The following is a 22835-nucleotide window of genomic DNA, read 5'->3' on the forward strand; positions in this document are numbered from 1 at the left end:
CCACCGGATCCCGTCTCTACCGGAGGGATGCGGCGGTGTGCGCCGTGGCGCACGAACTATCGCCGGCCATGGCCATCACCGCCTCTCGGTCTTCTCGGTTGAATGCTCTCCCGCACGGGACGTGCCCGCGCTTCGCCCGCTCAGCGGGCCCGGGCGATCATACCTCTCCCGGGTGACCGGTTCGCATCCCCGTCGTCGGGACCGGCGACGGCTCGTCCTCGCCGACGAGGCGAGCGAACGCGCTCAGCCGCGCGACTCCCTCGGGGGTGCGGGGCAGATCATCGAGCAGATCTGGCGAGAAGACGACGTACGCGGCGAACTGCGCCCGGGAGACGGCCACATTCAGCCGGTTCTGCAGCAGCAGGAACTCCAGCCCGCGCGGAGCCTCACGACCAGAGGACGCGGCGAGCGACACGATCGCGACGACCGCCTCCTGCCCCTGGAACTTGTCCACCGTCCCCACGCGGATGCCGCTGAGGCCGGCCGCGTCGAGCGCGTTCTCCACCTCGACCTGCTGGCCGTTGTAGGGCGTCACAACGATGACGTCAGCGGCCGTGAGCGGGCGAGCGACAGCAGCCCCGTCATCATGGCACGTCCAGGTGCGGCCGATCGTGTCGCGGACGATGCGCACGACCGCCGCCGCTTCCTCGGGCGACGCGACCGCATTGCCCGCGTGCACCACGGGAACCGGGTGCACACCCGGTGCCACACCCTCCAGCGCGCGACTGGCGGTCACCGGCGCGGAGGCGAGCTCGCCGTCGTAGGAGAGCTCCGACACGGCACGCGCGAGCGCCGGGTGCATCCGCCACGTGTGGGAGAGGAAGTAGCCATGGGATGCGGGCAGAACCGCCTGCCCGTCCATGACCCAGCCCAGGGCCGACTCGTCGACGGGCTCGGGGTGCGTGCCCTGGCTGACCTGCGGCAGCTGCTGCGGGTCGCCGAGCAGCAGCAGGCGGCGCGCTGCCCGAGAGACGGCGATCGTGGAGGCGAGCGAGAACTGTCCGGCCTCGTCGATCACGAGCAGATCGAGGCTGCGGCGAGGAACGCGGCCGGCGTGGCTGAAGTCCCACGCCGTCCCGCCGACGACGAAGCCGCCGGGGCGGTCTTCGGTGAACGCCGCGAGTGCATTCTTCTCGAACACCGTGAACGACACGGCATCCGCCTGGCTCGGATCTTTGAGCGCTTTGCCGACGAGGTTCGAGGAGAGGCCTGCCGCCACGATCCGATCCAGCATGTGCTCCACGACGGCGTGCGACTGCGCGACGACACCCACGCGGAACCCGCGCTCAGTGACGAGGCGTGCGACGACGTGGGAGCCCACGTAGGTCTTTCCGGTGCCCGGAGGGCCCTGCACCGCGAGATAGCTGTCATCGAGGTCGACGACGCTGCGCACGATGGCTGCGACGTCGTCGCCGACAGAGGGGGTGAGCGCTCCCGTAGCCGTGCGCGGAGCGACGCGGCGCAGGATGTCGGTGGCCGCATCCAGCGGGAAGTGCGGATCGGCCTCGATCAGCGCGTCCGCCCACGCGTCGATCGCCGCCTGCTGGTTGCCGGCCGCCGGCGGAGCCGCGGGCGCGAGGGCGATCGGCAGGTCGGACCAGGTCTCGCCGTCGGCGGCGAGCTCTTCCACGACGGCGCCGTCATCGAGTGCCTCGACGATGCGCACCGCACGCGCCGCATGGATCCACCGCGGCGACTCCTCGCCGAAAGGCGCCGGGGCGGCGTACACGAGGAAGGGCTGGGTGCCGACGCTCAGCCGCGTGCCCGGTGCAGGCTCCCCCCGCAGCTCGAGGCGGCGACGCAACGCACGCTGGCGTCCCTGTCCCGGCTGCCAGTCCTCGACGACGCGCGTACGCGCACCGTCGAGGACGACGACGTCGCGGGTGTCCTCCCACAGCGACACCGGTTCGCGCAGGCGAAGGAAGTGCGAGGCCCAGAAGGTCTTCGCCTCGCGGGGGTAGTAGTCGATCGCGGCGGCACCGAGGCGGAGGGCTGCCGCATCCGCTTCGTCATCGGTCACGGCCGCACGGCGCTGGAGAGCGACCGAGCGGAACGACGGCTCGTAGACGGCTTCGCCCATGACGGGATCCGCCGACGGGAAGAGCTGGGCCTCGCGTGCGCGATCGACGAGCCAATCGCGCAGGCGCAGCGTCGAGACGCAGTCGTCGCGGTTGTACTCGGCCAGATCATCGAGCACGGCCTGAGCCTGGTCGTCCTGCCCCGCCTCGAGCAGTGCACGTGCCTCGACGTATCGCACGATCGAGTCGTCGCCGCGCTGCACGTCGCTCGTGCGGCGCTGGGCCCCCATGTACAGCGGCTCGAGCTTCTTGATCGAGTACGACCGGGACCCGACCCGCAATGCGCGGCGGACGATCGGATACAGGTCGACGAAGACGCCATCGCGCAGCAGACGGTCGACCTCGGCCTCGCGGGTGCCGTGGCGCGCGGCCATCGCCAGCAGGTGCGTGGGCTCGTAGGGCGCGTAGTGGTAGATGTGCATGCCCGGATGCGCGCGCCGCCGCAGATCGACGAAGTCGATGAACGTCTCGAGCGCCGCCTTCTCGTCGGCGAACGAATGCGCCCACAGCGCCGAGTACTGCTGCTCGGGATCGATCCATCCGAAGAGATAGTCGATGCCCCAGTCGCCGCCACCCTCGGTGTACAGCGGGTCGCCCTCGAAATCGAAGAAGAGATCACCCGCGTCGCGTCGTGGCAGGGCGGCGAGAGCCTGCGGCAGCACCACCTCGTAGCGGGGCACAGCGTCGACGGGCACCGTTCCGTCGGGTCCGGGCACTCCGGCGGGACTCTCCAGCTGGAGACGGGCCTGCGTACGCAGCGACGCGAAGACGTCGTCGCTCATGCGCTCCGGAGCCCTCGAAGCCGCCGCCAGCTCGTCGATCGTCGTGATGCCGGAGGCACGCAGACGCTCGCGCTGCACGGGCCGCATGCCGGCCACGAGCAACAGGTCGCGGTGCGCGGCCACCTCGGTCTCACACGTGGCACAGCGCCCGCACGCCACGACACGTAGCGTCCCACGGGTGTCTCCCCACGCGAGCGGCTCACCGGCCGCGCCTGCGGCGAGGTCACGGTCGGCGATCAGCGCGCGCAGGCGCGCGCGGCGCTGCCGATACACCGGCATGAGATCGCGCACCCGGTGCGTGCTGACCGAACCGTCGCCCAGCAGCAGCTCCACGCGGTCGGCACGGGAGATGCCCGCCGCATCCAGTTGGTCGACGTATGCCGCCAACTGCATCAAGGCGGTGACGCGCGCGTGGCGGGCGAGCTTGGTGTCTTGCACGATCCACGCGCCGTCGTTCGAGCGCACCAGGAAGTCGGCGAAACCCACGAACTCGTCGGTGCGGAACGCCGCCTGGTAGACGACGTGCGCGCCCGGATCAGCGAGAGCGGCGACGGTCGCGGCGACCGCATCCGTCATCGCCGCCTCATCGCCCGAGCGGGTCTCGGGGATCTCGACCACCGCGTCGTCGAACTCGTCGCGATAGCGCTGCAGCACGGCCAGTTCGTGCCGCGTGCCGAGTCGCGCCGCACGCTCGAGCATGACGTCCTCTGGTTCGACGACGGCGGGGATGCGGCCCAGCCGCGCATCGAGCTGGCGCAGCCACGCGAACTCGCACTCCGCGGCGGCTTTCAGGTCGCTCGCACTCCACACCACGCGCCCACTGTCGGACCCCGCAGGCTCGATGTATCGCATTCGCTCCCTTTCCTTCATCGACCCTAGTTGCGGCCGCCGACAGGGCCTGCGCACCGACGCAACCCCGTTCCGGGGCAGGCCGCGAGTGCCAGACTGGAGGCGTGAGCACGCACCTGCCCTTCACGAACCCCTACCGGCACGGCTTCGCCCGGGTCGCCGCCGTCACGATCCCGGTGAGCGTGGCCGACCCTGCGACGAACGCCGAGGCCGTGCTCGCCGAGGCGCGCGCCTGCCATGACGACGGCGTGGCCGTCGCGCTCTTTCCGGAGCTGAGCCTCAGCGGCTACGCCATCGAGGATCTCGTGCTGCAGGACCCGCTGCTGGATGCTGTGGTGGCGGCCATCGAGCAGCTCGTCGCCGCATCCGTGGACCTGCGCCCCGTCCTGGTCGTCGGCGCGCCGCTGGTCCATGGCAACAGGCTGTACAACTGTGCGGTCGTCATCCACCGCGGCGAGATCCTCGGCGTCGCGCCCAAGTCGATGCTGCCGACCTACCGCGAGTTCTACGAGCGCCGCTGGTACGCGCCGGGCGACGACCAGCGCGGCGGCGACATCCGCATCGGCGACCTCTACGCCCCTTTCGGCCCCGATCTGCTGTTCGAGGCATTGGACGTGGAGGGACTCGTCGTACACGCCGAGGTCTGCGAGGACATGTGGGTTCCCGTGCCGCCCTCATCCGAGGCCGCCCTCGCAGGGGCCACGGTGCTGCTGAACCTCAGCGGCAGCCCGATCACGATCGCCCGCGCCGATGACCGCAAGCTGCTCTCGCAGTCCCAGTCGCTGCGCTGCCTCGCTGCCTACGCCTATGCCGCGGCGGGCCAGGGCGAGTCGACGAACGACGTCTCCTGGGACGGCCAGACCATGATCTACGAGGGCGGCCAGCTGCTCGTCGAGACCGATCGGTTCCCGGACGCTGCGCGCCGCAGCATCGCCGACGTCGATCTGGACCGCCTGCGCCAGGACCGCCTTCGTCAGGGCACCTTCGACGACAACCGCCGCTCCCTCACCGAGCGCGTGGGCGCATTCCGCACGATCCACTTCCGTCTGGACCCCCCGGCCGAGCTCACAGGGCTACGCCGGCCCGTCGCACGGTTCCCCTTCGTCCCGGCCGACCCCGCCCGCCTCGCCCAGGACTGCTACGAGGCCTTCAGCATCCAGGTGTCCGGCCTCGAGCAGCGGATGCGGGCGATCGGATCCCCGCGCCCTGTCATCGGCGTATCGGGAGGCCTCGACTCCACCCACGCGCTCCTGGTCGTCGCCCGCGCGATGGATCGGATGGGGCGCCCGCGCAGCGAGATCTTCGCGTACACGATGCCCGGCTTCGCGACCGGCGACGGCACCAAGTCGAACGCGATCGAGCTCGCCGAGGCGATCGGCGCGACGATCGAGACGATCGACATCCGCCCTGCCGCCACCGAGATCCTGCGCGGGATCGGCCACCCCGCAGCGGAGGGCGAACCCCTCTACGACGTCACCTACGAGAACGTGCAGGCGGGGGTCCGCACCGACCTGCTGTTCCGCCTCGCGAACCGGCACGGCGGCATCGTCATCGGAACCTCGGACCTGTCCGAGCTGGCGCTCGGCTGGGCCACGTACGGCGTCGGCGACCAAATGAGCCACTACGCCGTCAACGCCGGGGTCCCCAAGACGCTGATCCAGCACCTCATCCGATGGGTGATCGCAGACGGCGTCGGCATCGACGAGCGCACCGCCGCCGTGCTGCAGGCGGTTCTGGACACCGAGATCAGCCCCGAGCTCGTGCCCGCCGGCGAGGACGGCAAGGTGCAGTCGACCGAGGACGCCATCGGCCCGTACGCCCTCCACGACTTCACGCTGTTCCACATCCTGCGTTTCGGGATGCGGCCGTCGAAGATCGCGTATCTCGCCGAGGTCGCCTTCGCCGACGCGGAGGGGGGACTGTGGCCGGCGGGCTTCCCCGACGACGAGCGGTACGCCTACGACCGCGAGACGATCGTGCAGTGGCTGCGGGTCTTCCTCAGGCGCTACTTCGGCTTCGCGCAGTTCAAGCGCACCGCGATCCCCAACGGCCCGAAAGTCTCGCCTGCGGGATCGCTGTCGCCGCGCGGCGACTGGCGAGCGCCGAGCGACGGGAACGCCGCCGCGTGGCTCAGCGAGCTGGACGCCGCCCTCGAGGCCTGAGGCGGATCAGTCCTCTTCGGGAGCCCAGGCGAGCGTGATCACGAAGGCGTTCCGGGAAAGATCCTGGATCGTGTAGCTCGTGGGCCGATCCCGCACCCACCCGCGGTGGCCGCCCTGATCGAGCTTCACGGCAGTGGCCGACAGGCGCGGCCCGCGACCGTCGGCGGCGAGCACCGCCTGTGCCCGGCTCCAGTGTGTGAGCAGATCCAAGTCGGTCGCGCCCTCCCACAGCTGGCTCTGTGCCCGCATCACCGCGCGGGTGTGCGTGTCGGGATGCAGGTCGCGCAGGTCGATCCCCACACGGACGCCCGGCTCGCTCACCGCGACGACATTGGCCGCCCGGTACTCGGCGACGGTCACGACGAGATCGAGCTCCTCGCCGTCCAGCGAGGCGATCAGACGCGTGTGGTGGCCGAAGGTCGTGGGGGCTTCGCGTTCGATGCGTACGGCGGCCGGGTCGGCACCGAGTCGCGCACCGATGATCGCCCGGGCGAGCAGACGCTTCCGGTCGTGCGCGGTGACCGAGGGGTCCCATCCGAGTCGAGCGTCGATTCCCGCCGGGGTGTCGAGAACGACCGATTCCATCGCTGCCTCCCGAGATCGCGGGCACAGCCGTCTGCGCCCTGTCCTCGACCCTAGCCCGGGCACGCCGCGCCACCACCGGGCGATCCCGGAAGTAATGGGAATGGGCGGCGGCATCCCCGTCTTGTTCATAGGGAGTGCGCGCACACTGACCGTGCGCAGCAGCGACGAAAGGACATCATGACCCGCATCGGACGCAGCGACCTCGACGTCTTCGGCCTCTCTCTCGGCGGCAACGTGTTCGGCTGGACGGCCGACCGCGACGCCTCCTTCGAGATCCTCGACACGTTCCACGACGGCGGCGGCAACTTCATCGACACCGCCGACGCCTACAGTGCGTGGGTGCCGGGGAACAGCGGCGGTGAGAGCGAGACGCTCATCGGCGAATGGCTGGCCGCACGCAAGCCCCGCGACATCGTCATCGCCACCAAGGTGAGCCAGCACCCGGAGTTCCGCGGACTGTCCGCGAAGAACATCCGTGCGGCCGCGGAGGCATCGCTGAAGCGACTCGGCGTCGACACGATCGATCTGTACTACGCCCACTTCGACGACCCCGAGACGCCGCTCGAGGAGACCGTCGCCGCCTTCACCGATCTGGTGAACGACGGCATCATCCGCTACACGGCCGTCTCCAACTACTCGGGCGACCGCATCCGGCAGTGGATCGAGCTCGCGCAGGCCGCGGGCGGACCGCTCCCGATCGCCGTCCAGCCGCACTACAACCTCGTGCACCGCAACGACGTCGAGGAGCACATCATCCCGGTCGCCGAGGAGTTCGACCTCGCGCTCGTGCCCTACTACGGACTGGCGTCGGGCTTCCTGACGGGCAAGTATCGTTCGGCGGATGCGGCCGGTGCCGGTTCCCCCCGCGCCGAGGGCGCCGCCAAGTACGCGACGCCGCAGGGACTCGCGATCATCGACGCCCTCGAGCGCATCGGCGGCGAGCATGGCGCCTCGATCGCCGCGACGGCACTGGCCTGGCTCCGCCAGCGGCCCACCGTCGTGGCACCCATCGCGAGCGCCTCCCGCGCGTCGCAGGTCCCCGACCTGCTCACGAGTGTCGGCGTGACGCTGACCAGCGAGCAGATCGCCGAGCTCGACCGCCTCTCCACCTGGCAGCCCACCTCCTGAGCACGCTGGACGAGCCCGCGACGACCATGATCGTCGCGGGCTCGTCTACGCTCACAGGGTGAGTCTTTTCGGTTCCGGTCCCAGCGACGACCAGGGCAAGCCCTCCGCCACCCGCATCGGCATCTGGATCGCCGTCGCCGGCGTCGGCCTCTTCTTCCTCATCTCGGGGATCATCGGCATCGTCAGCGGAGGCGGCAACTGATGCGCCTGCTCGTCGCGGCGCTCGAGAGCGAGGTCGTCGCCTTCCCCGCAGAGCTCGAGGGGTTCGACCGGCTGATCACAGGCCCCGGCAAGCTGCCGGCAGCCGTGAACCTCACCCGCGCACTCAGTGCCACCGACTACGAGGAGATCGTGGTCGTCGGAACGGCCGGCTGCATCGATCCGCTGCTGCAGGGCGACCTGCACGAGATCGCCGGCGCGATCCAGCACGATGTGACAGACCCCGACGGCGTCGTCGGTCAGCATCTGTCGCTTCCCGCGCGCGTCGGGCACGATCGCGAGGGTGTCATCATCGCGACCGGTGACTCCTTCGTGGACGACGCCGAGACCGTGAAGCTCATCCGGTCACTGGGCGCGGGCCTGGTCGACATGGAGACGTACGCGTACTTCTGGGTGGCCGCCGAGTTCGGCGTTCCCATCCGTGTTCTCAAGGCAGTCTCCGACAACGCCCAGGACGACGCGATGACCGACTGGGATGCGGCCGTGACCGCCTGCAGCCACATCCTGCGCGAGCGCATCCGCGCCGACTACGGGGTCTGATCCCGGGTCAGGATGCCGCGTCGGCGACTTTCTGGGAACGACGCCTGGCGCCGAGATCGGCCACGGCGATGACGAACGCCACCGCGACGAACAGCGCGACAGTCACCATCCCGAAGCCGTACGCGTCGTGGAACACCACCGCGTCCTCCGCGGTGGTGCCGTCCTCGCGATAGACCGTGGCGTAGAAGAGGGCAAGGGCCACCGCGGTGCCCACCGCGGTGCCGATGCGCTGACCGAGCTGACCGACCGATCCGGCGAGGCCCCCGTCGCGGACCGGGATATCCGCGAGGGTGAGGGTCTGGTTGGGCGAGATGACCAGCCCTCCGCCGATGCCGCCGACGACCATGACACCGGCCATCACGAACGGCGTGACGGCGTCGGGAACGTACAGCGCCGTGGCGACGAGACCCGCGACGCACGCCAGCACGAGTCCGAGCCCGACCACGACCACGGGTCGCCCGTATCGTACGACGAGCGTGCCGCCGACGAACGAGGAGACCGCGCTCGCGAGGGCGAATCCGATCGTGACCATTCCGGCGAAGACCGGCTCGATGTGCAGACCGCTCTGCAGGTAGAGCGTGGTCAGGAGGAACATCGACGGCGCCGCGGCGAAGTAGGTCGCCTGCAGCAGGGTGCCGTTGCGGTACGAGCCGATCCGGAACAGCTTCAGCGGGATGAGCGGCTGCTTGCCGATGCGGGCATAGCGCTGTTCCCACGCCACGAATCCGGCCGCGAAGAGCACGAACAGCACGAGCAGCCACCACCGTCGCGGATCATCCCCGGGAGCCCCCGTGGTGAACAGGAACGGCCACATGAGCGAGAGCACCGTGAGCGCGAAGAGGATGACGCCGATGGGGTCGAGGGCGAGCTTGCGGTGCGAGCGAGTGCGTGTTGCGGGCAGGAGAAGGGCTGCCAGCAGGATGGCGAGCAGTCCGAGCGGAAGGTTCATCCAGAAGATCCACCGCCACCCGTCCTGGGAACCACCGACGGCGATGAGCAGACCGCCGAGCGTCGGCCCGAACGCCGTCGCCACACCGATCGTGGCGCCGAACAGGCCGAACGCACGGCCCCGCTCCTTGCCCTGGAACAGCTGCTGGATCAGACCGATCACCTGCGGCATCTGGATGCCCGCCGCTGCACCCTGCAGCAGCCGCGCGATCAGCAGGACGGAGGTATTGGGCGCGAGTGCGCAGACCACACTCATCGCGGTGAACAGAGTGAGCCCGATGAGGAACAGCGCACGGCGGGATCGTTGATCGCCGATGCGTCCCATCGGCACGAGGAACAGGCCGAAGGTCAGCACGTAGCCGGAGACGATGAGCTGCAGCTCGGTCGCACCGGCGGAGAAGGCCGTCTCGATCGACGGCAGCGCCACATTGACCTTGGACAGATCGAGGATCGTGAGACCGGCGACGGCGACGCATACCCAGAACGCTCGCCAGCGCGCGGCGGAACTCAGCGGAATGTCGGTCGTGACCGGGTGAGCTCCAGCTGCGCCGTCGACCGACACTCTCAGTCCCCGCTGCGGCTGAGGGCCGAGCGCAGCACGAGGAAGACGACGAGCGCGACAGCGGCGACGATCACGAGCTTGAAGACGAAGGCGATCACCGAGAACAGCAGGTTGACGAGGAACCAGCCGATCACGATCGATGCGATGACGGCCAGTACCGTCCACAGGGTGTTCTTGCTCACGTTTCCACCTTAGGCGCGCATGACTGGTCGAGGTCCCGGCTTGCGTCGCACGACGATTCGTCGATCGTCGTCATCGCTGCCGGATGACGCTCGGCCCCTGCGGGGTCGCCTCGATCGTCAGCTGCGCGGGCAGCTGGTCCTTCATCGCCTCGACGTGGCTGATCACGCCCACAGTCCGCCCTCCCGCACGAAGCTCGTCGAGCACGCTCATCGCGAGCTCGAGCGTCTGGGCATCCAGCGAGCCGAACCCCTCGTCGATGAACAGGGTGTCGAGCCGTATGCCGCCGGCGCGCGCGGTGACCACTTCTGCGAGGCCCAGCGCGAGCGACAGCGATGCGAGGAAGGTCTCGCCGCCCGACAGCGACTGCGGCGGGCGCAGCTGGCCGGTGAACGCGTCCATGACCTCGATGCCGAGTCCGGATGCGGCACCGCGAGCGGCCAGCGCGTCCGAGTGGTGGAGGCTGTACCGCCCCGCCGACATCTCGGCCAGTCGTACGTTCGCCGCGATCACGATCTCCTCCAACTCGGCCGCCAGCACGAACGTCTCGAGGGTCATGCGCCGCGTGTTCGGTGCGCGCCCGAGCATGGTGTCAGCGAGTCGCGTGACAACACCCGCCTCCTGGGCGAGTTCGGCGACCGCCGCGTAAGAGTCGTCGATGCGCACGACGAGATCGGACAACCGATCCGCCGTGGACTGGGCTCGGCTGAGCTCCGCAATCGCATGGCCACGCGCCCGATCCGCTTCCTCGGCCTTCTGTCGCGCCTCGTCGAGCTCGACCGGCCCTTCCGGCACACCGGCCAGCTCGAGCTGCAGTTCGAGCAGCTGAGCTCGAACCAGCGCGAGATCACGCTCGTGCCTCTCGACCCGATCGACGAGGGTCGCCAGGTCGGTGCGCGAACGCAGTGCGCCCGCGGCATCCAAAGGGTCGGCGAATCCCGCTCGCTCGGCACCCTCGGTCGCCTCCTGGACGGCCGCATCGGCGGCACTCTGTGCGGCGACGAGCGCCACTCGCGCGTTGCGACGACGACGCGCGCGCTCTCGCCGCGCGATGAGCGCCGCGCGACGGTCGGCTACGCTCTCGTACTCCTCCCGCGCGCGTTCGACGACCTGGGCGATCTCCTCCCGGCGCGCCGAAAGCGCTGTGACGCGCGCGTCCGCCTCCCGCTCGTCGCGCGTCGCGCTCTCGAGCGCCGCTGCTCGCTCAGCCTGTTGCGCGTCGATGCGCGCGAGGTCGCGCTCGATCCCGTCGAGTCGCGCTTCGGCATCACGGACTTGCCGCAGGGCCTCCTGAGCATCGGCGAGCGCCCGCTCGAGCTCGTGGGGATCCGCGGCTCCCGCCACGGAGAGGGCCTCGGTGAGCTCCTCGCGCAGGCCGCGCGCCTCCTCCGCGGCACGCGCCTCCTCTGTGCGCGCTCGCACGACGGCGGCTTCGGCCTCGGCGATCGTCTCGTCCGTCACGGCATCATCGGCACGCGGCGCCGGATGCGGGTGCTCTGTCGAACCGCAGACGGCACAGGGTTCGCCGGGCACCAGCGCGGCCGCGAGCTCGCCCGCGCGCTCCGCAACGCGTCGACGCATCAGCCGCGCGAGCGCTGAGGACGCCGCAGCGGACGCGTCGAGCGCGGCGGTATAGGAGGCCTCGGCGGCGGTGAGTCGTGCGTCCACCTCCGACGCCCGCTGCCCCGCCTCCTGCCGCCGCCGTGCGGCCTCGACAGAACTCTCCTGCTCGGCGATCCGGCTCGCCTGAACGGCGGTCTCGGCGCGCGCGGCGAGCAGGGCGTCACGGCGGGCGGGCGCGTCGCTCGCCTCCGCGTTCAGGCGCAGCAGCGCCTCCGCAGCATCGGCGAGGGCACCGCGTGCAAGCAGGAGTTCCGCATCCACGGCCTCGAGCTGACGCTCGCGCTCGGCCGCGGCGTCGACCCGCGCGAGCTCGCCCGTCAGCTCCTCCTCGATCGCGTCGAGGTCCGCGCCCGGATCCTCGCCGGCTGCGTGCCACTCCTCGTCTGCCGCCGCCGCCTCGGTGTCGGCGGCTTGGGCGGCCGCACCCGTTCGTGCGGCGCGTTCGATGACACCGCGCAGCGCCTCGGCCGCGACCGCTCGGTCTCGTTCGACGCGCGATTCCGCGACGCTCTGCGCATCGGCCTCGAGCGCCGCGAGCCGAGCATCGGCGTCGTCGCGGGCCCGTTGCGCCTGGAGCTGTCGTTCGCGCAGCGCGAGTTCGGCGGCGGCGGCGGTCCAGACCTCGTCGGCGCTCACCCGCGCGAGTTCGGCCGTCTCGACCCCGTAGCGCGCTCGCTCCGCCGCGGTGCGCACCGCCTCTCGCCGCGCGGCGAGATCGTCGGAGGCGGGAAGCTCGGCCTCGTCGTCGATCAGCAGCTCGGCTTCGGTCAGCAGCGCCTCGGCGTGCACGCCCCGCTCCCGCAGCTGCTGCTGCGTCTCGCGCCGCCGATCGTCCAGCTCGCGGGCGTAGTCCTCGTAACGTCGGGTGCCGAACAGGGTGCGCAGCAGCGCCTGACGTTCGTCGTTTCGAGCCAGCAGGAAGCGCGAGAACTTGTTCTGCGCGAGCAGGATGACCTGCTGGAACTGCTGCAGGTTCAGTCCCAGCACACGGTCGAGAATCTCGGCCACGTCGCGCGGACGCGAGGCACGACCGATCCAGGTGCCGTCGACGAGTTCGAACAGTTCGGCACGCGCGGGCTCTGTCGTCATCCCGCCGCCGCGCAGCTTCGGACGCGCGTACTCGGGCGAGCGGACGACGCGCCAGCGCACATCGCCCACCGTGAACTCGAGGCTCACCTCGGTGGGGTCGTCGGGCGAAGCATGGTCGCTGCGCAGACGCTTGTCGGGACCGTCGTAACGCGGCACGTTGCCGTAGAGCGCGAACGCGACACCGTCGAGAACGCTCGACTTCCCGGCACCCGTGCGTCCGGCGATGAGGAAGATGCCGTCGTCGGCGAACGCGTCGAAGTCGACGATCTGCCGATCACGGAACGGACCGAAACCCGCCAGCTCGAGCCGGTGGAGTCTCACGCCCCGGCCTCGACGAGGGCGTCCTGCTTCTCGGCGAGCGCGGTGCGCAGCAGCTCCGCCTCGGCCGGCGACGCGCCTTCGCCCTCGCGGACATGCCCGAGGAACGCGTCGATGAGCTCGCGGTCGCTGCGCGCCTGACGGACGCGCTGCACGTAGCTGACGCTCTGCGCGGCATCGGCGCGATCCGGCATGTGCGCCACGCTCGCGCAGAACGGGAACCGCTGCTGCAGCCGGCGCATGACGTCGCGCTGCGGCAGCACGTCGGTGTACTCGGCGCTCACCCATGCCGACTCCGCGTCGGAGAAACGCGGATCGGTCAGCAGGTCGTCGAGAGGCGCGCGCAGCACCTCGAGTCGACGCGGGATGCTCAGATCGCGCCAGGCGACTGAGGCGAGCCCTGACTCGTCGAGATCGACGATCCAGACGCCCCGGCGGCGCCCCTTCTCGCCGAAGCCGTAATGCAGCGGCGCGCCGGCGTAACGTACCCGGTCGCTCAGCTGCTGACGTCCGTGGATGTGGCCGAGCGCGACATAGTCGGGCCCGTCGAACACCGAGAGCGGCACGACATCGAGCGAGCCCTGCCGGATCTCGCGTTCGAGCCCCGGCGTCGCCTCGATCCCCGCCGCGAAGCAGTGCGAGACGACGACCGAGCGACCGCCGCGCTCGCTGTGGTCGGCGCGCACGAGGTCCATGGCGTGCTGCAGGGTCTGCGCCTGGGTGCGCAGCTCGGCCTGCGGCCACAGATGACGCACCTGGGCCGGAGCGAGGTAGGGGATGCCGTAGACATGCACGGGCCCGTGCACGTCGGTCACGGTGACGGGAACGTCGAGACGTGTGGGATCGGTGAGCACGTGGATGCCGTCGCGCAGCAGCCGCGCCTGGAAGCCGAGGCGGGCGGCAGAGTCGTGGTTGCCGCTGGTGACGATCACCTGAGCCTCGGCCTCGCGCAGCCCGACGAGCGCATCGGTCAGCACGGTGTAGCACTCGGCCGCGGGGGCCGCAGAGTCGAACACGTCCCCTGCGACGATGACGAGGTCGACCGCCTCCTCGCGCACGATCGACACCATCTCGTCCAGCACGCCGCGCAAGGCATCGATCGTGGCGTAGCCGTGGAAGGTGCGCCCGATGTGCCAGTCCGAGGTGTGCAGGATCCGCATGTGTTCACGGTACGGGCGGCCTCGGACACAGCGGCGCACCCTCGCCACAGTTCCGAAACATTGCCGCCGTAAGGTGGCGGGCATGGCCATCCGCGACGTCTGCGTCGTCTACATCCTGCGCGGTCGCGCGTCGGATGCGCAGGTGCTGCTCGGCTACAAACGCACGGGCATGGGCCTGGGTCGCGTCGTGGGCATCGGCGGCAACGCCGAACCGGGCGAGAGCATCGTCGACGCCGCCGTCCGCGAGGTGCGGGAGGAGACGGGGCTCGAGATCGACCCCGCGCTGCTGGAGCCGGTGGGGCGACTCGTCTACTGCTTCCCCTCCCGGGACAGCTGGTCGCAGCGCTCGCACGTCTTCGTCTATCGGGCGCCGGTGGCCGAACCCGTCGAGACGGACGAGATCGTGCCGGCCTGGTTCGGCCTCGAGGAGGTGCCGTACGACCGGATGTGGGACGACGCGCGACGGTGGCTGCCCGCGGTGCTTCGCGGCGGCACCGCATTCGGGGGTTACACGTTCGGCGACGACCTCGCGACCGTGGTGGCGGAGATGCCGGGAACGCCCGCCGCCTGAGACGCTGGTGTCCTCGCCCTACGCCGTCAGCCCGTTGAGCTTGCGGATCTGCGCGTCGAATACGGATGCGGGCGCCAGCCGTCGCAGGAGGCTGGCGGCTCTCGCGGTCCGGCCGGCGGTGTAGCGCACCTTCGGGTTGGCGACCGTCGCCGCTGTCAGGACGACGTCGGCGACCACCTCCGGCGCGTCGGCGGTGCGCATCGCCTCGGCGAGAACCGTGCGCACGGATGCTCGCTGCCGTTCGTAGGCGGGAAGTGGGCCGTCACCCCAGCGCGTGTTCGCTTCGAACCCGGTCTTGGTGTAGCCCGGCTCGACGAGCGAAACCCGGATGCCGTGCGTGCGCACCTCGTGATCGAGAGACTCCGAGTAGCCTTCGACGGCGAACTTCGTCGCCGCGTACAGGGCCATGAACGGCGCCGGGATGACGCCGAGCACGGAGGAGATGTTGACGATGCGGCCGCGACCCGCGTCACGCATGTGGGGCAGGACCGCGTTGGTCATCCGGATGACTCCTGTCAGGTTGATGTCGATCGTCTGCTGAACCTGAGCCATCGACGCCTCCTCCGCGGCGCCCGCCAGTCCCGCACCCGCGTTGTTCACCAGCACGTCGATTCGACCGAACCGGGCGATGACCTCGGCGACGAGAGCCTCGACCGACCGGTCGTCGGCGACGTCCAGCCGGGCAAGGCGCCCCTCGTCGCCGGCGCTGCCGGCATCACCGTTACGACTGGTGCCCACGACGGTGAAGCCGGCCTCGCGCAGGGCGCGCGCACTCGCCTGCCCGATGCCTCCGCTCGCTCCGGTGACCACTGCCACACGCCGCGCCTTCTCGATTCGCTCGCTCATCCGCTTGCGCCTCCGGTTCGTTGTCAATCGATGGGATTATGATCGTAATCTAATCACATCGGCACCGCGCCCTCGCGATGCGAATCTCGCCCGGAAGGTGCGATCCTGGAGATCTGATGGCCCGGTACAACAGCGCCCATAAAGAAGCCACGCGACAGCGCATCATCGATCGTGCCGGCCGCCGCTTCAAACGCGAAGGCGTCGACGGAGCGGGGATATCCGCACTCATGTCCGACGCGTCACTGACCAATGGCGCGTTCTACGCCCACTTCGAGTCGAAGGAGGATCTCGTCTGCGCGGTGATCAGCGATCAGCTGCAGCGACAGCGACAGGCCTACGGCGGGGAGCCCTTCACCCGGGAGCGGTTCGAGCAGTTCGCCCGCCTCTACCTGTCGCCGGAACACAGCGCAGACCACGAAGGCGGCTGCCCCTCGGCAGCGCTGCTCGAGGATGTCGTCCACAGCAGCGCACGGACGCGGCACCACTACACCGCGGGCATGCTCGCGATGATCGACGACGTCGCCGCGTTCCTGCCCGCAGAGGACGCCCGCGTGCGTGCCGCGGGGCTGTTCGCATCCATGATCGGCACGCTGCAGCTCTCTCGAGCTATCGATGACCCGGAGCTGTCACGTGCACTGCTGCAGCAGGGGCTCCAAGGGATCCTCGATCTGATCGCGCGCTACTGCGCTGATTCTCTCGTCGCGCAGCCCGTGGCCGAGACGCCGGGAACGCCCGCCGCGTGAGCGTCAGGCGTTGACCTGCTCCGCGAGGCTCGTGAGCTCGTCGTCATCGGTCTCGATGGCGGCGTCCGCGAACCGCTGACGCAGCACGTCGATGACGCGTTCGAGAGGCAGACCCCTCACGTCGACACGCGTCTGGGCGATGATGCCGTCGACCTTGTCCTGGCGCGTGGCGATGTGCTGGTCCATGACAGGCTCGTCCTGCGTGCCCTCGGGGAACGATTCGGTGCTCATTCGGAGTCTCCCGTCGCCAGGTCGGGATCGGCGCCCTGCGACGGCTCGTCGGACTCCACGAGCTCCGGCGACGCCTCGGCGCGCTCGTTCTGCTCTGCGGCCTCCGCGTCGGAGGTGCCCTCCCAGCCGCCGGGCGGATCGGCGTTGATCACGCCCTCGGGCAGATCACGATCGTCCATGCCGCACTCCCTTTCGTCGGGTCTCAGCATCCCGGAACGCACAGGCGCAGGTTCAGGGGATTGACGCCCGTGGACGGCGACGGTAGAGCGCTCAGACGCGCTGTTGGAGGATGCCCGCACGCTCGGGATGAGCGGCGAACCAGTCGGCGACGTACCAGCACATCGGCACGATCTGACGATCGCCCGCCTTCTCGAGCAGGCTCACTGCCCGCTCGACGATCTCGCCGGCGTAACCGTGGCCGCGGAAGCTGGGCACGGTGAAGGCGCGCGTCATCGAGACGCTGCGCCCGTCGTCGCGGTAGTCGAGGACGCTCACGAGGTCGTCGCCGAGGTACAGCGCGTAGCGGGACGCATCCGTCTGGTCTTCGAAGCGGAACTCGGTCACCCCGCCAGGCTACGCCGTCGGCGGGGCGACCGAGGCCGTCTCAACCCAGCTCGTCGGGCGCCGGGATCGCGCGGGTGCGCGCGAGACGCCGGTACCAGAGTCCGGAGTCCTTGACGGTGCGCTCGAGGGTGTCGAAGTCGACCCGCACGACGCCGAACCGCTTGGCGTAGCCGTAACCCCACTCGAAGTTGTCCAGCAGCGACCACACGAAGTATCCGCGCAGGTCCACCCCCTGCTCGAGCGCGCGGTGCGCGGCGGTGAGGTGGCGCTGCAGGTAGTCGACGCGTTCGGCGTCGTGCACGGCGCCATCCGGTGCGACATCGTCGGCGAAGGCCGCGCCGTTCTCCGTGATCATGAGCGGCTGCGCGGGGAACTCGTCGCGCAGCGCCAGCAGCAGCTCCTCGAGTCCTTCCGGCGCGATGTTCCAGCCCATCTCCGTGTACGGCCCCGGCTGCTCCACGAACTCGACGAGCTGATCGCTGCCGGGCCAGGCGGTACCGCCCGCGCTCGCCTTGTGCCCGTCGTTCTGCTGGCGCGGCGAGGAGCCGTCCCACAGGCGAACGGTCGCCGTCGAGTAGTAGTTGACGCCGAGCACGTCGATCGGCTGGTTGATCTGCTCCAGGTCGCCGTCCTGCACGAACGACCAGTCCGTGACGGATGCGGTGTCCTCCAGCAGATCGGCGGGATACTCGCCCTTCAGCATCGGATGCGTGAACGCACGGTTCGCGAGCGCGTCGATGCGGCGCACCGCCTCAACCGCGTTCTCCCCCACGCCGCGCAGAACGTGGAAGTTGAGGGTGACGGAGTACTGCGGATCGCCCGTCGACGTCGCCCGCAGCGCCTGGACGGCCCGCCCGTGCGCCAGGTTCAGATGGTGCACCGCCGCGAGCGCGGCCGCCGGCTCATGGCGACCGGGGGCATGACCGCCCTGGCCGTAGCCCAGGTAGGCCGAGCACCACGGCTCGTTCAGCGTCGTCCAGGTGTGCACCCGGTCCCCGAGCGCTGCACCCATGACCTCGGCGTAGCGCTCGAAGGCATCCGCGGTCGCCCTCACGGGCCATCCACCCGCATCCTCCAACGGCTGCGGCAGATCCCAGTGGTAGAGGGTCGCCACGGGACGGATGCCGCGCTCGAGCAGCCCGTCGACGAGGCGCGAATAGAAGTCGATGCCTGCGCGGTTGACCTCGCCCGTGCCGGTGGGCATGATCCGCGGCCACGCGATCGAGAACCGGTAGGCGTCCAGGCCCAGCTCGGCCATCAGATCGAGATCGCTCTCCCAGCGGTGGTAGTGGTCGCACGCCACATCGCCCGTGTCGCCGTTCCAGACCCGTCCGGGCGTGTGGCTGAAGGTGTCCCAGATCGAGGGGCCGCGACCGTCCTCTGCGGCCGCCCCCTCCACCTGATACGACGCCGTCGCCGACCCGAACGTGAATCCGGGAGGGAACACCAGCCCGCTGTCTCGGAAATCCGCGTTGCCCGCGCTCATCGGGTCACCTCCGCAAGGTCTGCGCGCAGCGTGTCGCTGCGTCCGTCGGGCGTGGTCACGACCACCTCGGCGGCGCCTTCTCCGCCGGGGAACACCCGCAGCGTCAGCCCTTCCAGGTAATCGTAGTCAGGCCGGTCGTCGCGGGCGCCCCACGGCAGGACGGCGCCCGGGCGCACGTACAGCGGCAGCGAATCGACGCCGTGACGCTCGCGGCGCCACCCGCCGTCGGCGCGCTCACCGGTCAGCAGGTGGGTCCACTCGCCCTCCGGCAGGTAGAACTCCACCTCGCCGTCCGCCGAGAACACCGGCGCAACGAGCAGATCGCCGCCGAGCATGTACTGCCGATCGAGGTGGGCGCACGTCGGGTCCCCGGGGAACTCCATCGCCATCGGGCGCAGCAGCGGCACGCCGTCGGATGCGGCCTCCACGCCGCGCTGGAACAGGTACGGCATGAGCCGCATCTTCAGCTGCGTGAAGATGCGCGTCACCTCGACCGCCTCGTCGTCGAAGTTCCACGGCACGCGGTACGACTCCGAGCCGTGGAAGCGGCTGTGGGAACTCAACAGGCCGAAGGCCGTCCAGCGCTTGAACACCTCGGGATCGGGGGTGCCCTCGAACCCTCCGATGTCGTGGCTCCAGTGCGCGAAGCCGCTCCACGCGAGCGAGAGACCGCCGCGGAGCGTCTCCGCCATCGACACGAAGGTCGACGTGCTGTCGCCGCCCCAGTGCACCGGCATGGACTGCCCTCCGGCGGTCGCCGACCGCGCGAATAGCACCGCGTCGTCCGCGCCGCGCGCCTCGACGAGCACCTCGTGCACCGCCTTGTTGTACAGGTGGGTGTAGAGGTTGTGCATCCGATCGGGAGCGCTGCCGTCGGCGTAGACGACCTCGAGCGGGATTCGCTCGCCGAAGTCGGTCTTGAAGCAGTCCACACCCTGCGCGACGAGAGCGCGCAGCTTGTCCTGGTACCACCGGGTCGCGTCGGGGTTCGTGAAGTCCACGAGCCCCATGCCCGCCTGCCAGAGGTCCCACTGCCAGACCGAACCGTCCGGGCGGCGCACGAGGAAGCCCTGTGCCACCGCCTCGGCGAACAGCGGCGAGCGCTGGGCGATGTAGGGGTTGATCCACACGCACACGCGGAGGTCGCGCTCGTGCAGTCGCTGCAGCATCCCGTCGGGATCGGGGAACACCCGCGGGTCCCACTCGAAGTCGGACCAGTTGAACTCGCGCATCCAGAAGCAGTCGAAGTGGAAGACCGACACCGGCAGCTGGCGCGCGGCCATCTCGTCGATGAACGAGGTGACGGTCGCCTCGTCGTAGTCCGTCGTGAAGCTCGTCGACAGCCACAGGCCGTATGACCAGGCGGGCACGATCGGCGGACGGCCGGTGAGCGCGGTGTAGCGGGTCAGCACGTCCTTGGGTGTCGGGCCCTCGATCACGAAGTACTCGAGCACTTCGCCGGGCACGGAGAACTGCACCCGCTCGACCGTCTCGGAGCCGATCTCGTAGGAGACGTGCCCGGGATCGTTCACGAGCACGCCGTAGCCGCGGCTGGACACGTAGAACGGGACGTTCTTGTAGGCCTGCTCGCTGGAGGTGCCACCGTCGGCGTTCCAGATCTCCACGCTCTGCCCGTTCTTGATGACGGGGCCGAAGCGCTCGCCGAGTCCGTAGATCAGCTCGCCGACGCCGAGGTCGAGCTGCTCGTGGACGAACGTGTGCGGACGGATGCTGCTGCCGCCGGCGCGAGCGTTGTCCACCACACCCGGGTCCACCTGCGCGTCGTCGGCGAGGGTGATGTAGCCCTGCGCCTTGTGCCCGCTGCCGGTCAGCCGCTTCTCTCCCGAGAAGAACTCCAGCGACCAGGGCGCCCCCGCGGCGATGCGCGCGGTGAGGGATCCGGTGCGCAGGCGGGCGCCCGCCGCATCCGCCTCGACCTCGGCGGCGCCGGGTGCGGATGCGACACCGAACGAGAGCGGCGGGGTACCGCCGTCGTGGTGCACGATGCGCACGCGCACCACGCCCTCGGCGGGCGACGAGAGCGTCACCGTCAGCGTCGCGCGGTTCAGGGTGTCTCCCCGGCGCTCGATGACCTTGGTCGGCGCGGTGATCACCAGGCCGGGGCCGTCGAGCGTGTCGGTCTCCCAGATGTCGTACGCCTCCTGCGCGTAGAGGGCCGTGACCCCGGGACGCAGTTGCCAGAAACCATCGGTGAACTTCATTTACTTGACTGCTCCTGCGGTGATGCCGCGCGTGAGGGTGCGCTGGAAGATGAGGAAGAAGAGAAGGGTGGGGATGAGTCCCAGCAGGGCGGAGGCGCTGGTGGTGGTGACATCCATGAGCCGGTCGCCCTGTAGGACGCTGATCGCCACCGGCACGGTCTGGTTGGCGTTCGACACCAGGAACGTCAGCGGGATGAGGAACTCGTTCCACGTCCAGATGAAGAAGAAGATGACGAGCACCGAGAGTGTCGGGCGGCTGATCGGGAAGACGACCCGCCACAGGATCTGCCAGCGGCTGGCTCCATCCATCGCCGCAGCCTCCAGGACCTCCTTGGGAAAGGTGCCGTAGACCGAGGCGAGAAGGTACGTGCCGAAGGCGGCCTGGATCACCGTGAAGATGATGATCACCGACCACACGTTGTTGTAGAGCCCGACCGCCTTGGAGAGGTAGTAGAGCGGGTACAGCAGCGCCTCCTGCGGCAGGAGGTTCGCCAGCAGGAACAGCAGCACGATCCAGCTGCGCCCGCGCACCCGGCCGATGCCGATCGCGAACGCGTTGAGCACCGAGATGAGCACCGCCAGCAGCGCCACCATCCCGGAGATGAAGAACGAGTTCCACACCTTCTCGGGGAAGTTGACGCGCTCCCAGAACGCGGCGAGACCCGTGAAGTCGATCTGGCTGGGCAGGGCGAGAGGCCCGCCGTTCGAGTAGTCGGCGGGCGACTTGAACGAGTTCACGAGGATCAGGTAGAACGGCGCGATCACGACGATCGCCCCGACGATGACGAAGGCGAGCATCAGCCAGTCGATGCCGCGCGGGCGGGTCATGCCCCCGCGGCCACGTCGCGGCACGCGCGGCGAAGGGCGCCGCCCGTCCTTGGCGGTGGTCACAGCCATGGTGGCGGCCATCAGCGGCCCTCCCTTTCCTTGCGCTCCGCCGCATTCTGCGCGCGGATGAAGAGCACGGCGACGATCGCGATGACGATGGTGAGGGCGGTGGCGATGGTGGCGCCGTAGCCGACCTGCTGGGCCTGGAAGAACTCGCTGTAGGCGTAGTAGGCGGGCACGATCGTCGAGGTCCCGGGACCGCCGCGGGTCAGCACGTAGACGGGGCCGAAGACCTTGAGAGCTGCGATCGTGCAGGTCAGGGTGACGACGAAGATCTCCGGTCGGATGATGCTCATCGTGATCGAGCGGAAGCGCTGGAACCAGTTCGCGCCGTCGAGTTCGGCGGCTTCGTAGAGCTCGGGATCGACGCGCTGCAGCGCCGCCATGAAGACGACGATCGGATAGCCGAGCTGCACCCAGACGAGCACCACCATGATCGCGCCGAGAGCCGTATCGGGACTGCCGAGCCAGTTGTGCGCGAGGGATCCGAGACCGATGCTCTCGAGGATCGTGTTCAGGGCGCCGTCATCGGGGCGCAGCACCCAGCCGATGACGATGCCGGCGATGGCCGCAGGAAGAATCTGCGGCAGGTAGTAGGTCGCGCGCAGGAAGCTCGCGAGCCGCCCGCCGTACTTGCGGCCGACGACGTCGAAGAGAAGCGCGGCGATGATGAGGCCCAGCACCGTGGGCAGGATCACCATGGCGACGATCATCCAGATGCTGTTGCCGAACGACGTCCAGAACTTCGTGTCGCCGAACAGGCGCACCCAGTTCTCGACGCCGATCCACTCCGGCGGCTTGATGCCGCGCCAGCTCGTGAAGGAGAGGTAGATGTTCCAGACGAGCGGGATCAGGATCACGACGCTCAGCAGGATCAGGCCGGGGATGAGGTAGAGCCAGTAGCCTGCGGATCCGCGCCCGCGCTGCGGGATCAGCGGCTCCTCGGGAAGGGGCTTGGCGCGCCGCGCTCTGGGCGGCCGCACGAACGGGACGGCGGACATGACCGTCTCCTCACTTGGTCGAAGGAATGGGGGTGGCGGAGGGGCAGACGCCCCTCCGCC

Annotated in this window: 20 protein-coding genes; 6 read left to right on the forward strand and 14 right to left on the reverse strand. The window is 69.7% G+C overall.

The window, feature by feature from the left end; genetic code table 11:
• Positions 1 to 157: 157 nt before the first annotated feature.
• Positions 158 to 3712 (reverse strand): TM0106 family RecB-like putative nuclease, encoded by a 3555-nt coding sequence (locus PQV94_RS13090; protein WP_274286236.1) that lies wholly within the window; start codon positions 3710 to 3712, stop codon positions 158 to 160.
• Between the two features lie 101 nt (positions 3713 to 3813).
• Here PQV94_RS13090 and PQV94_RS13095 point away from each other — a divergent pair, with 101 nt between their 5' ends.
• Positions 3814 to 5871 (forward strand): NAD(+) synthase, encoded by a 2058-nt coding sequence (locus PQV94_RS13095; protein ID WP_274286237.1) that lies wholly within the window; start codon positions 3814 to 3816, stop codon positions 5869 to 5871.
• A gap of 6 nt (positions 5872 to 5877) precedes the next feature.
• On the opposite strand, the gene PQV94_RS13100 is transcribed toward PQV94_RS13095, so the two are convergent.
• Entirely contained in the window at positions 5878 to 6456 is a 579-nt protein-coding gene (locus tag PQV94_RS13100; RefSeq protein ID WP_274286238.1) for a hypothetical protein, read from the reverse strand.
• Positions 6457 to 6633: 177 nt separating this feature from the next.
• Between PQV94_RS13100 and PQV94_RS13105 the strand changes: the two genes are divergently transcribed.
• The 3 genes from PQV94_RS13105 to PQV94_RS13115 are packed head-to-tail and all read left to right on the forward strand — an operon-like array spanning position 6634 to position 8343.
• Positions 6634 to 7584, forward strand: coding sequence for an aldo/keto reductase (locus PQV94_RS13105; RefSeq protein WP_274286239.1), 951 nt, complete (start codon positions 6634 to 6636; stop codon positions 7582 to 7584).
• Between the two features lie 58 nt (positions 7585 to 7642).
• Entirely contained in the window at positions 7643 to 7786 is a 144-nt protein-coding gene (locus PQV94_RS13110; RefSeq protein ID WP_161594077.1) for a hypothetical protein, read from the forward strand.
• Positions 7786 to 8343 (forward strand): phosphorylase family protein, encoded by a 558-nt coding sequence (locus PQV94_RS13115; protein ID WP_274286240.1) that lies wholly within the window; start codon positions 7786 to 7788, stop codon positions 8341 to 8343. The genes PQV94_RS13110 and PQV94_RS13115 overlap by 1 nt, the downstream gene beginning before the upstream one ends.
• Positions 8344 to 8350: 7 nt before the next feature.
• Here the strand turns inward: PQV94_RS13115 and PQV94_RS13120 are convergent, their stop codons facing one another.
• The 4 genes from PQV94_RS13120 to PQV94_RS13135 all read right to left on the reverse strand — a co-directional run bounded on the left by PQV94_RS13120 (position 8351) and on the right by PQV94_RS13135 (position 14223).
• A complete protein-coding gene (locus PQV94_RS13120) occupies positions 8351 to 9853 on the reverse strand; it encodes an MFS transporter (RefSeq protein WP_274286241.1) in 1503 nt (500 codons plus the stop codon).
• 2 nt (positions 9854 to 9855) lie between these two features.
• Complete coding sequence (locus PQV94_RS13125) at positions 9856 to 10035, reverse strand: hypothetical protein (RefSeq protein WP_243233624.1); 180 nt, start codon at positions 10033 to 10035, stop codon at positions 9856 to 9858.
• 70 nt (positions 10036 to 10105) lie between these two features.
• A complete protein-coding gene (locus tag PQV94_RS13130; RefSeq protein ID WP_274286242.1) occupies positions 10106 to 13066 on the reverse strand; it encodes an AAA family ATPase in 2961 nt (986 codons plus the stop codon).
• Complete coding sequence (locus PQV94_RS13135) at positions 13063 to 14223, reverse strand: exonuclease SbcCD subunit D (protein WP_274286243.1); 1161 nt, start codon at positions 14221 to 14223, stop codon at positions 13063 to 13065. The genes PQV94_RS13130 and PQV94_RS13135 overlap by 4 nt, the downstream gene beginning before the upstream one ends.
• 82 nt (positions 14224 to 14305) lie before the next feature.
• On the opposite strand from PQV94_RS13135, the gene PQV94_RS13140 reads away from it, so the two are divergent.
• The gene (locus PQV94_RS13140; protein WP_274286244.1) at positions 14306 to 14794 is read left to right on the forward strand and encodes an 8-oxo-dGTP diphosphatase; all 489 of its coding nucleotides are present in this window, start codon (positions 14306 to 14308) and stop codon (positions 14792 to 14794) included.
• An 18-nt stretch (positions 14795 to 14812) separates the two neighbouring features.
• On the opposite strand, the gene PQV94_RS13145 is transcribed toward PQV94_RS13140, so the two are convergent.
• Positions 14813 to 15640 (reverse strand): oxidoreductase, encoded by an 828-nt coding sequence (locus PQV94_RS13145; RefSeq protein WP_274286245.1) that lies wholly within the window; start codon positions 15638 to 15640, stop codon positions 14813 to 14815.
• 116 nt (positions 15641 to 15756) lie between these two features.
• Between PQV94_RS13145 and PQV94_RS13150 the strand changes: the two genes are divergently transcribed.
• Complete coding sequence (locus PQV94_RS13150) at positions 15757 to 16383, forward strand: TetR/AcrR family transcriptional regulator (protein ID WP_274286246.1); 627 nt, start codon at positions 15757 to 15759, stop codon at positions 16381 to 16383.
• A 3-nt stretch (positions 16384 to 16386) separates the two neighbouring features.
• Here the strand turns inward: PQV94_RS13150 and PQV94_RS13155 are convergent, their stop codons facing one another.
• From PQV94_RS13155 to PQV94_RS13185, 7 genes are all read right to left on the reverse strand, one after another.
• Positions 16387 to 16614 carry a hypothetical protein gene (locus tag PQV94_RS13155; RefSeq protein ID WP_274286247.1) on the reverse strand — a complete coding sequence of 76 codons (228 nt, stop codon included), beginning with the start codon at positions 16612 to 16614 and terminating at the stop codon, positions 16387 to 16389.
• The gene (locus PQV94_RS13160) at positions 16611 to 16793 is read right to left on the reverse strand and encodes a hypothetical protein (protein WP_274286248.1); all 183 of its coding nucleotides are present in this window, start codon (positions 16791 to 16793) and stop codon (positions 16611 to 16613) included. The genes PQV94_RS13155 and PQV94_RS13160 overlap by 4 nt, the downstream gene beginning before the upstream one ends.
• A gap of 91 nt (positions 16794 to 16884) precedes the next feature.
• Complete coding sequence (locus tag PQV94_RS13165; protein WP_243233616.1) at positions 16885 to 17178, reverse strand: GNAT family N-acetyltransferase; 294 nt, start codon at positions 17176 to 17178, stop codon at positions 16885 to 16887.
• 40 nt (positions 17179 to 17218) lie between these two features.
• The gene (locus PQV94_RS13170) at positions 17219 to 18664 is read right to left on the reverse strand and encodes a glycoside hydrolase family 1 protein (protein WP_274286249.1); all 1446 of its coding nucleotides are present in this window, start codon (positions 18662 to 18664) and stop codon (positions 17219 to 17221) included.
• A complete protein-coding gene (gene yicI / locus PQV94_RS13175; RefSeq protein WP_274286250.1) occupies positions 18661 to 20886 on the reverse strand; it encodes an alpha-xylosidase in 2226 nt (741 codons plus the stop codon). The genes PQV94_RS13170 and yicI overlap by 4 nt, the downstream gene beginning before the upstream one ends.
• A complete protein-coding gene (locus tag PQV94_RS13180) occupies positions 20887 to 21795 on the reverse strand; it encodes a carbohydrate ABC transporter permease (RefSeq protein WP_274286251.1) in 909 nt (302 codons plus the stop codon).
• On the reverse strand, positions 21795 to 22775 hold the full coding sequence (locus PQV94_RS13185) for a carbohydrate ABC transporter permease (protein WP_274286252.1): 981 nt from the start codon (positions 22773 to 22775) through the stop codon (positions 21795 to 21797). Before PQV94_RS13185 ends, PQV94_RS13180 begins: the two co-directional genes overlap by 1 nt.
• Positions 22776 to 22835: the final 60 nt, after the last annotated feature.

This window comes from Microbacterium sp. Clip185 (assembly GCF_028743715.1).
Lineage (GTDB): Bacteria > Actinomycetota > Actinomycetes > Actinomycetales > Microbacteriaceae > Microbacterium.

Coding starts and splice junctions, on each gene's coding strand:
- PQV94_RS13180 (WP_274286251.1), bottom strand. CDS start 21,795: ATGGCCGCCACCATGGCTGTGACCACCGCCAAGGACGGGCGGCGCCCT.
- PQV94_RS13155 (WP_274286247.1), bottom strand. CDS start 16,614: ATGAGCACCGAATCGTTCCCCGAGGGCACGCAGGACGAGCCTGTCATG.
- PQV94_RS13140 (WP_274286244.1), top strand. CDS start 14,306: ATGGCCATCCGCGACGTCTGCGTCGTCTACATCCTGCGCGGTCGCGCG.
- PQV94_RS13090 (WP_274286236.1), bottom strand. CDS start 3,712: ATGCGATACATCGAGCCTGCGGGGTCCGACAGTGGGCGCGTGGTGTGG.
- PQV94_RS13145 (WP_274286245.1), bottom strand. CDS start 15,640: ATGAGCGAGCGAATCGAGAAGGCGCGGCGTGTGGCAGTGGTCACCGGA.
- PQV94_RS13185 (WP_274286252.1), bottom strand. CDS start 22,775: ATGTCCGCCGTCCCGTTCGTGCGGCCGCCCAGAGCGCGGCGCGCCAAG.
- PQV94_RS13170 (WP_274286249.1), bottom strand. CDS start 18,664: ATGAGCGCGGGCAACGCGGATTTCCGAGACAGCGGGCTGGTGTTCCCT.
- PQV94_RS13115 (WP_274286240.1), top strand. CDS start 7,786: ATGCGCCTGCTCGTCGCGGCGCTCGAGAGCGAGGTCGTCGCCTTCCCC.
- PQV94_RS13105 (WP_274286239.1), top strand. CDS start 6,634: ATGACCCGCATCGGACGCAGCGACCTCGACGTCTTCGGCCTCTCTCTC.
- PQV94_RS13135 (WP_274286243.1), bottom strand. CDS start 14,223: ATGCGGATCCTGCACACCTCGGACTGGCACATCGGGCGCACCTTCCAC.
- PQV94_RS13160 (WP_274286248.1), bottom strand. CDS start 16,793: ATGGACGATCGTGATCTGCCCGAGGGCGTGATCAACGCCGATCCGCCC.
- PQV94_RS13150 (WP_274286246.1), top strand. CDS start 15,757: ATGGCCCGGTACAACAGCGCCCATAAAGAAGCCACGCGACAGCGCATC.
- PQV94_RS13100 (WP_274286238.1), bottom strand. CDS start 6,456: ATGGAATCGGTCGTTCTCGACACCCCGGCGGGAATCGACGCTCGACTC.
- yicI (WP_274286250.1), bottom strand. CDS start 20,886: ATGAAGTTCACCGATGGTTTCTGGCAACTGCGTCCCGGGGTCACGGCC.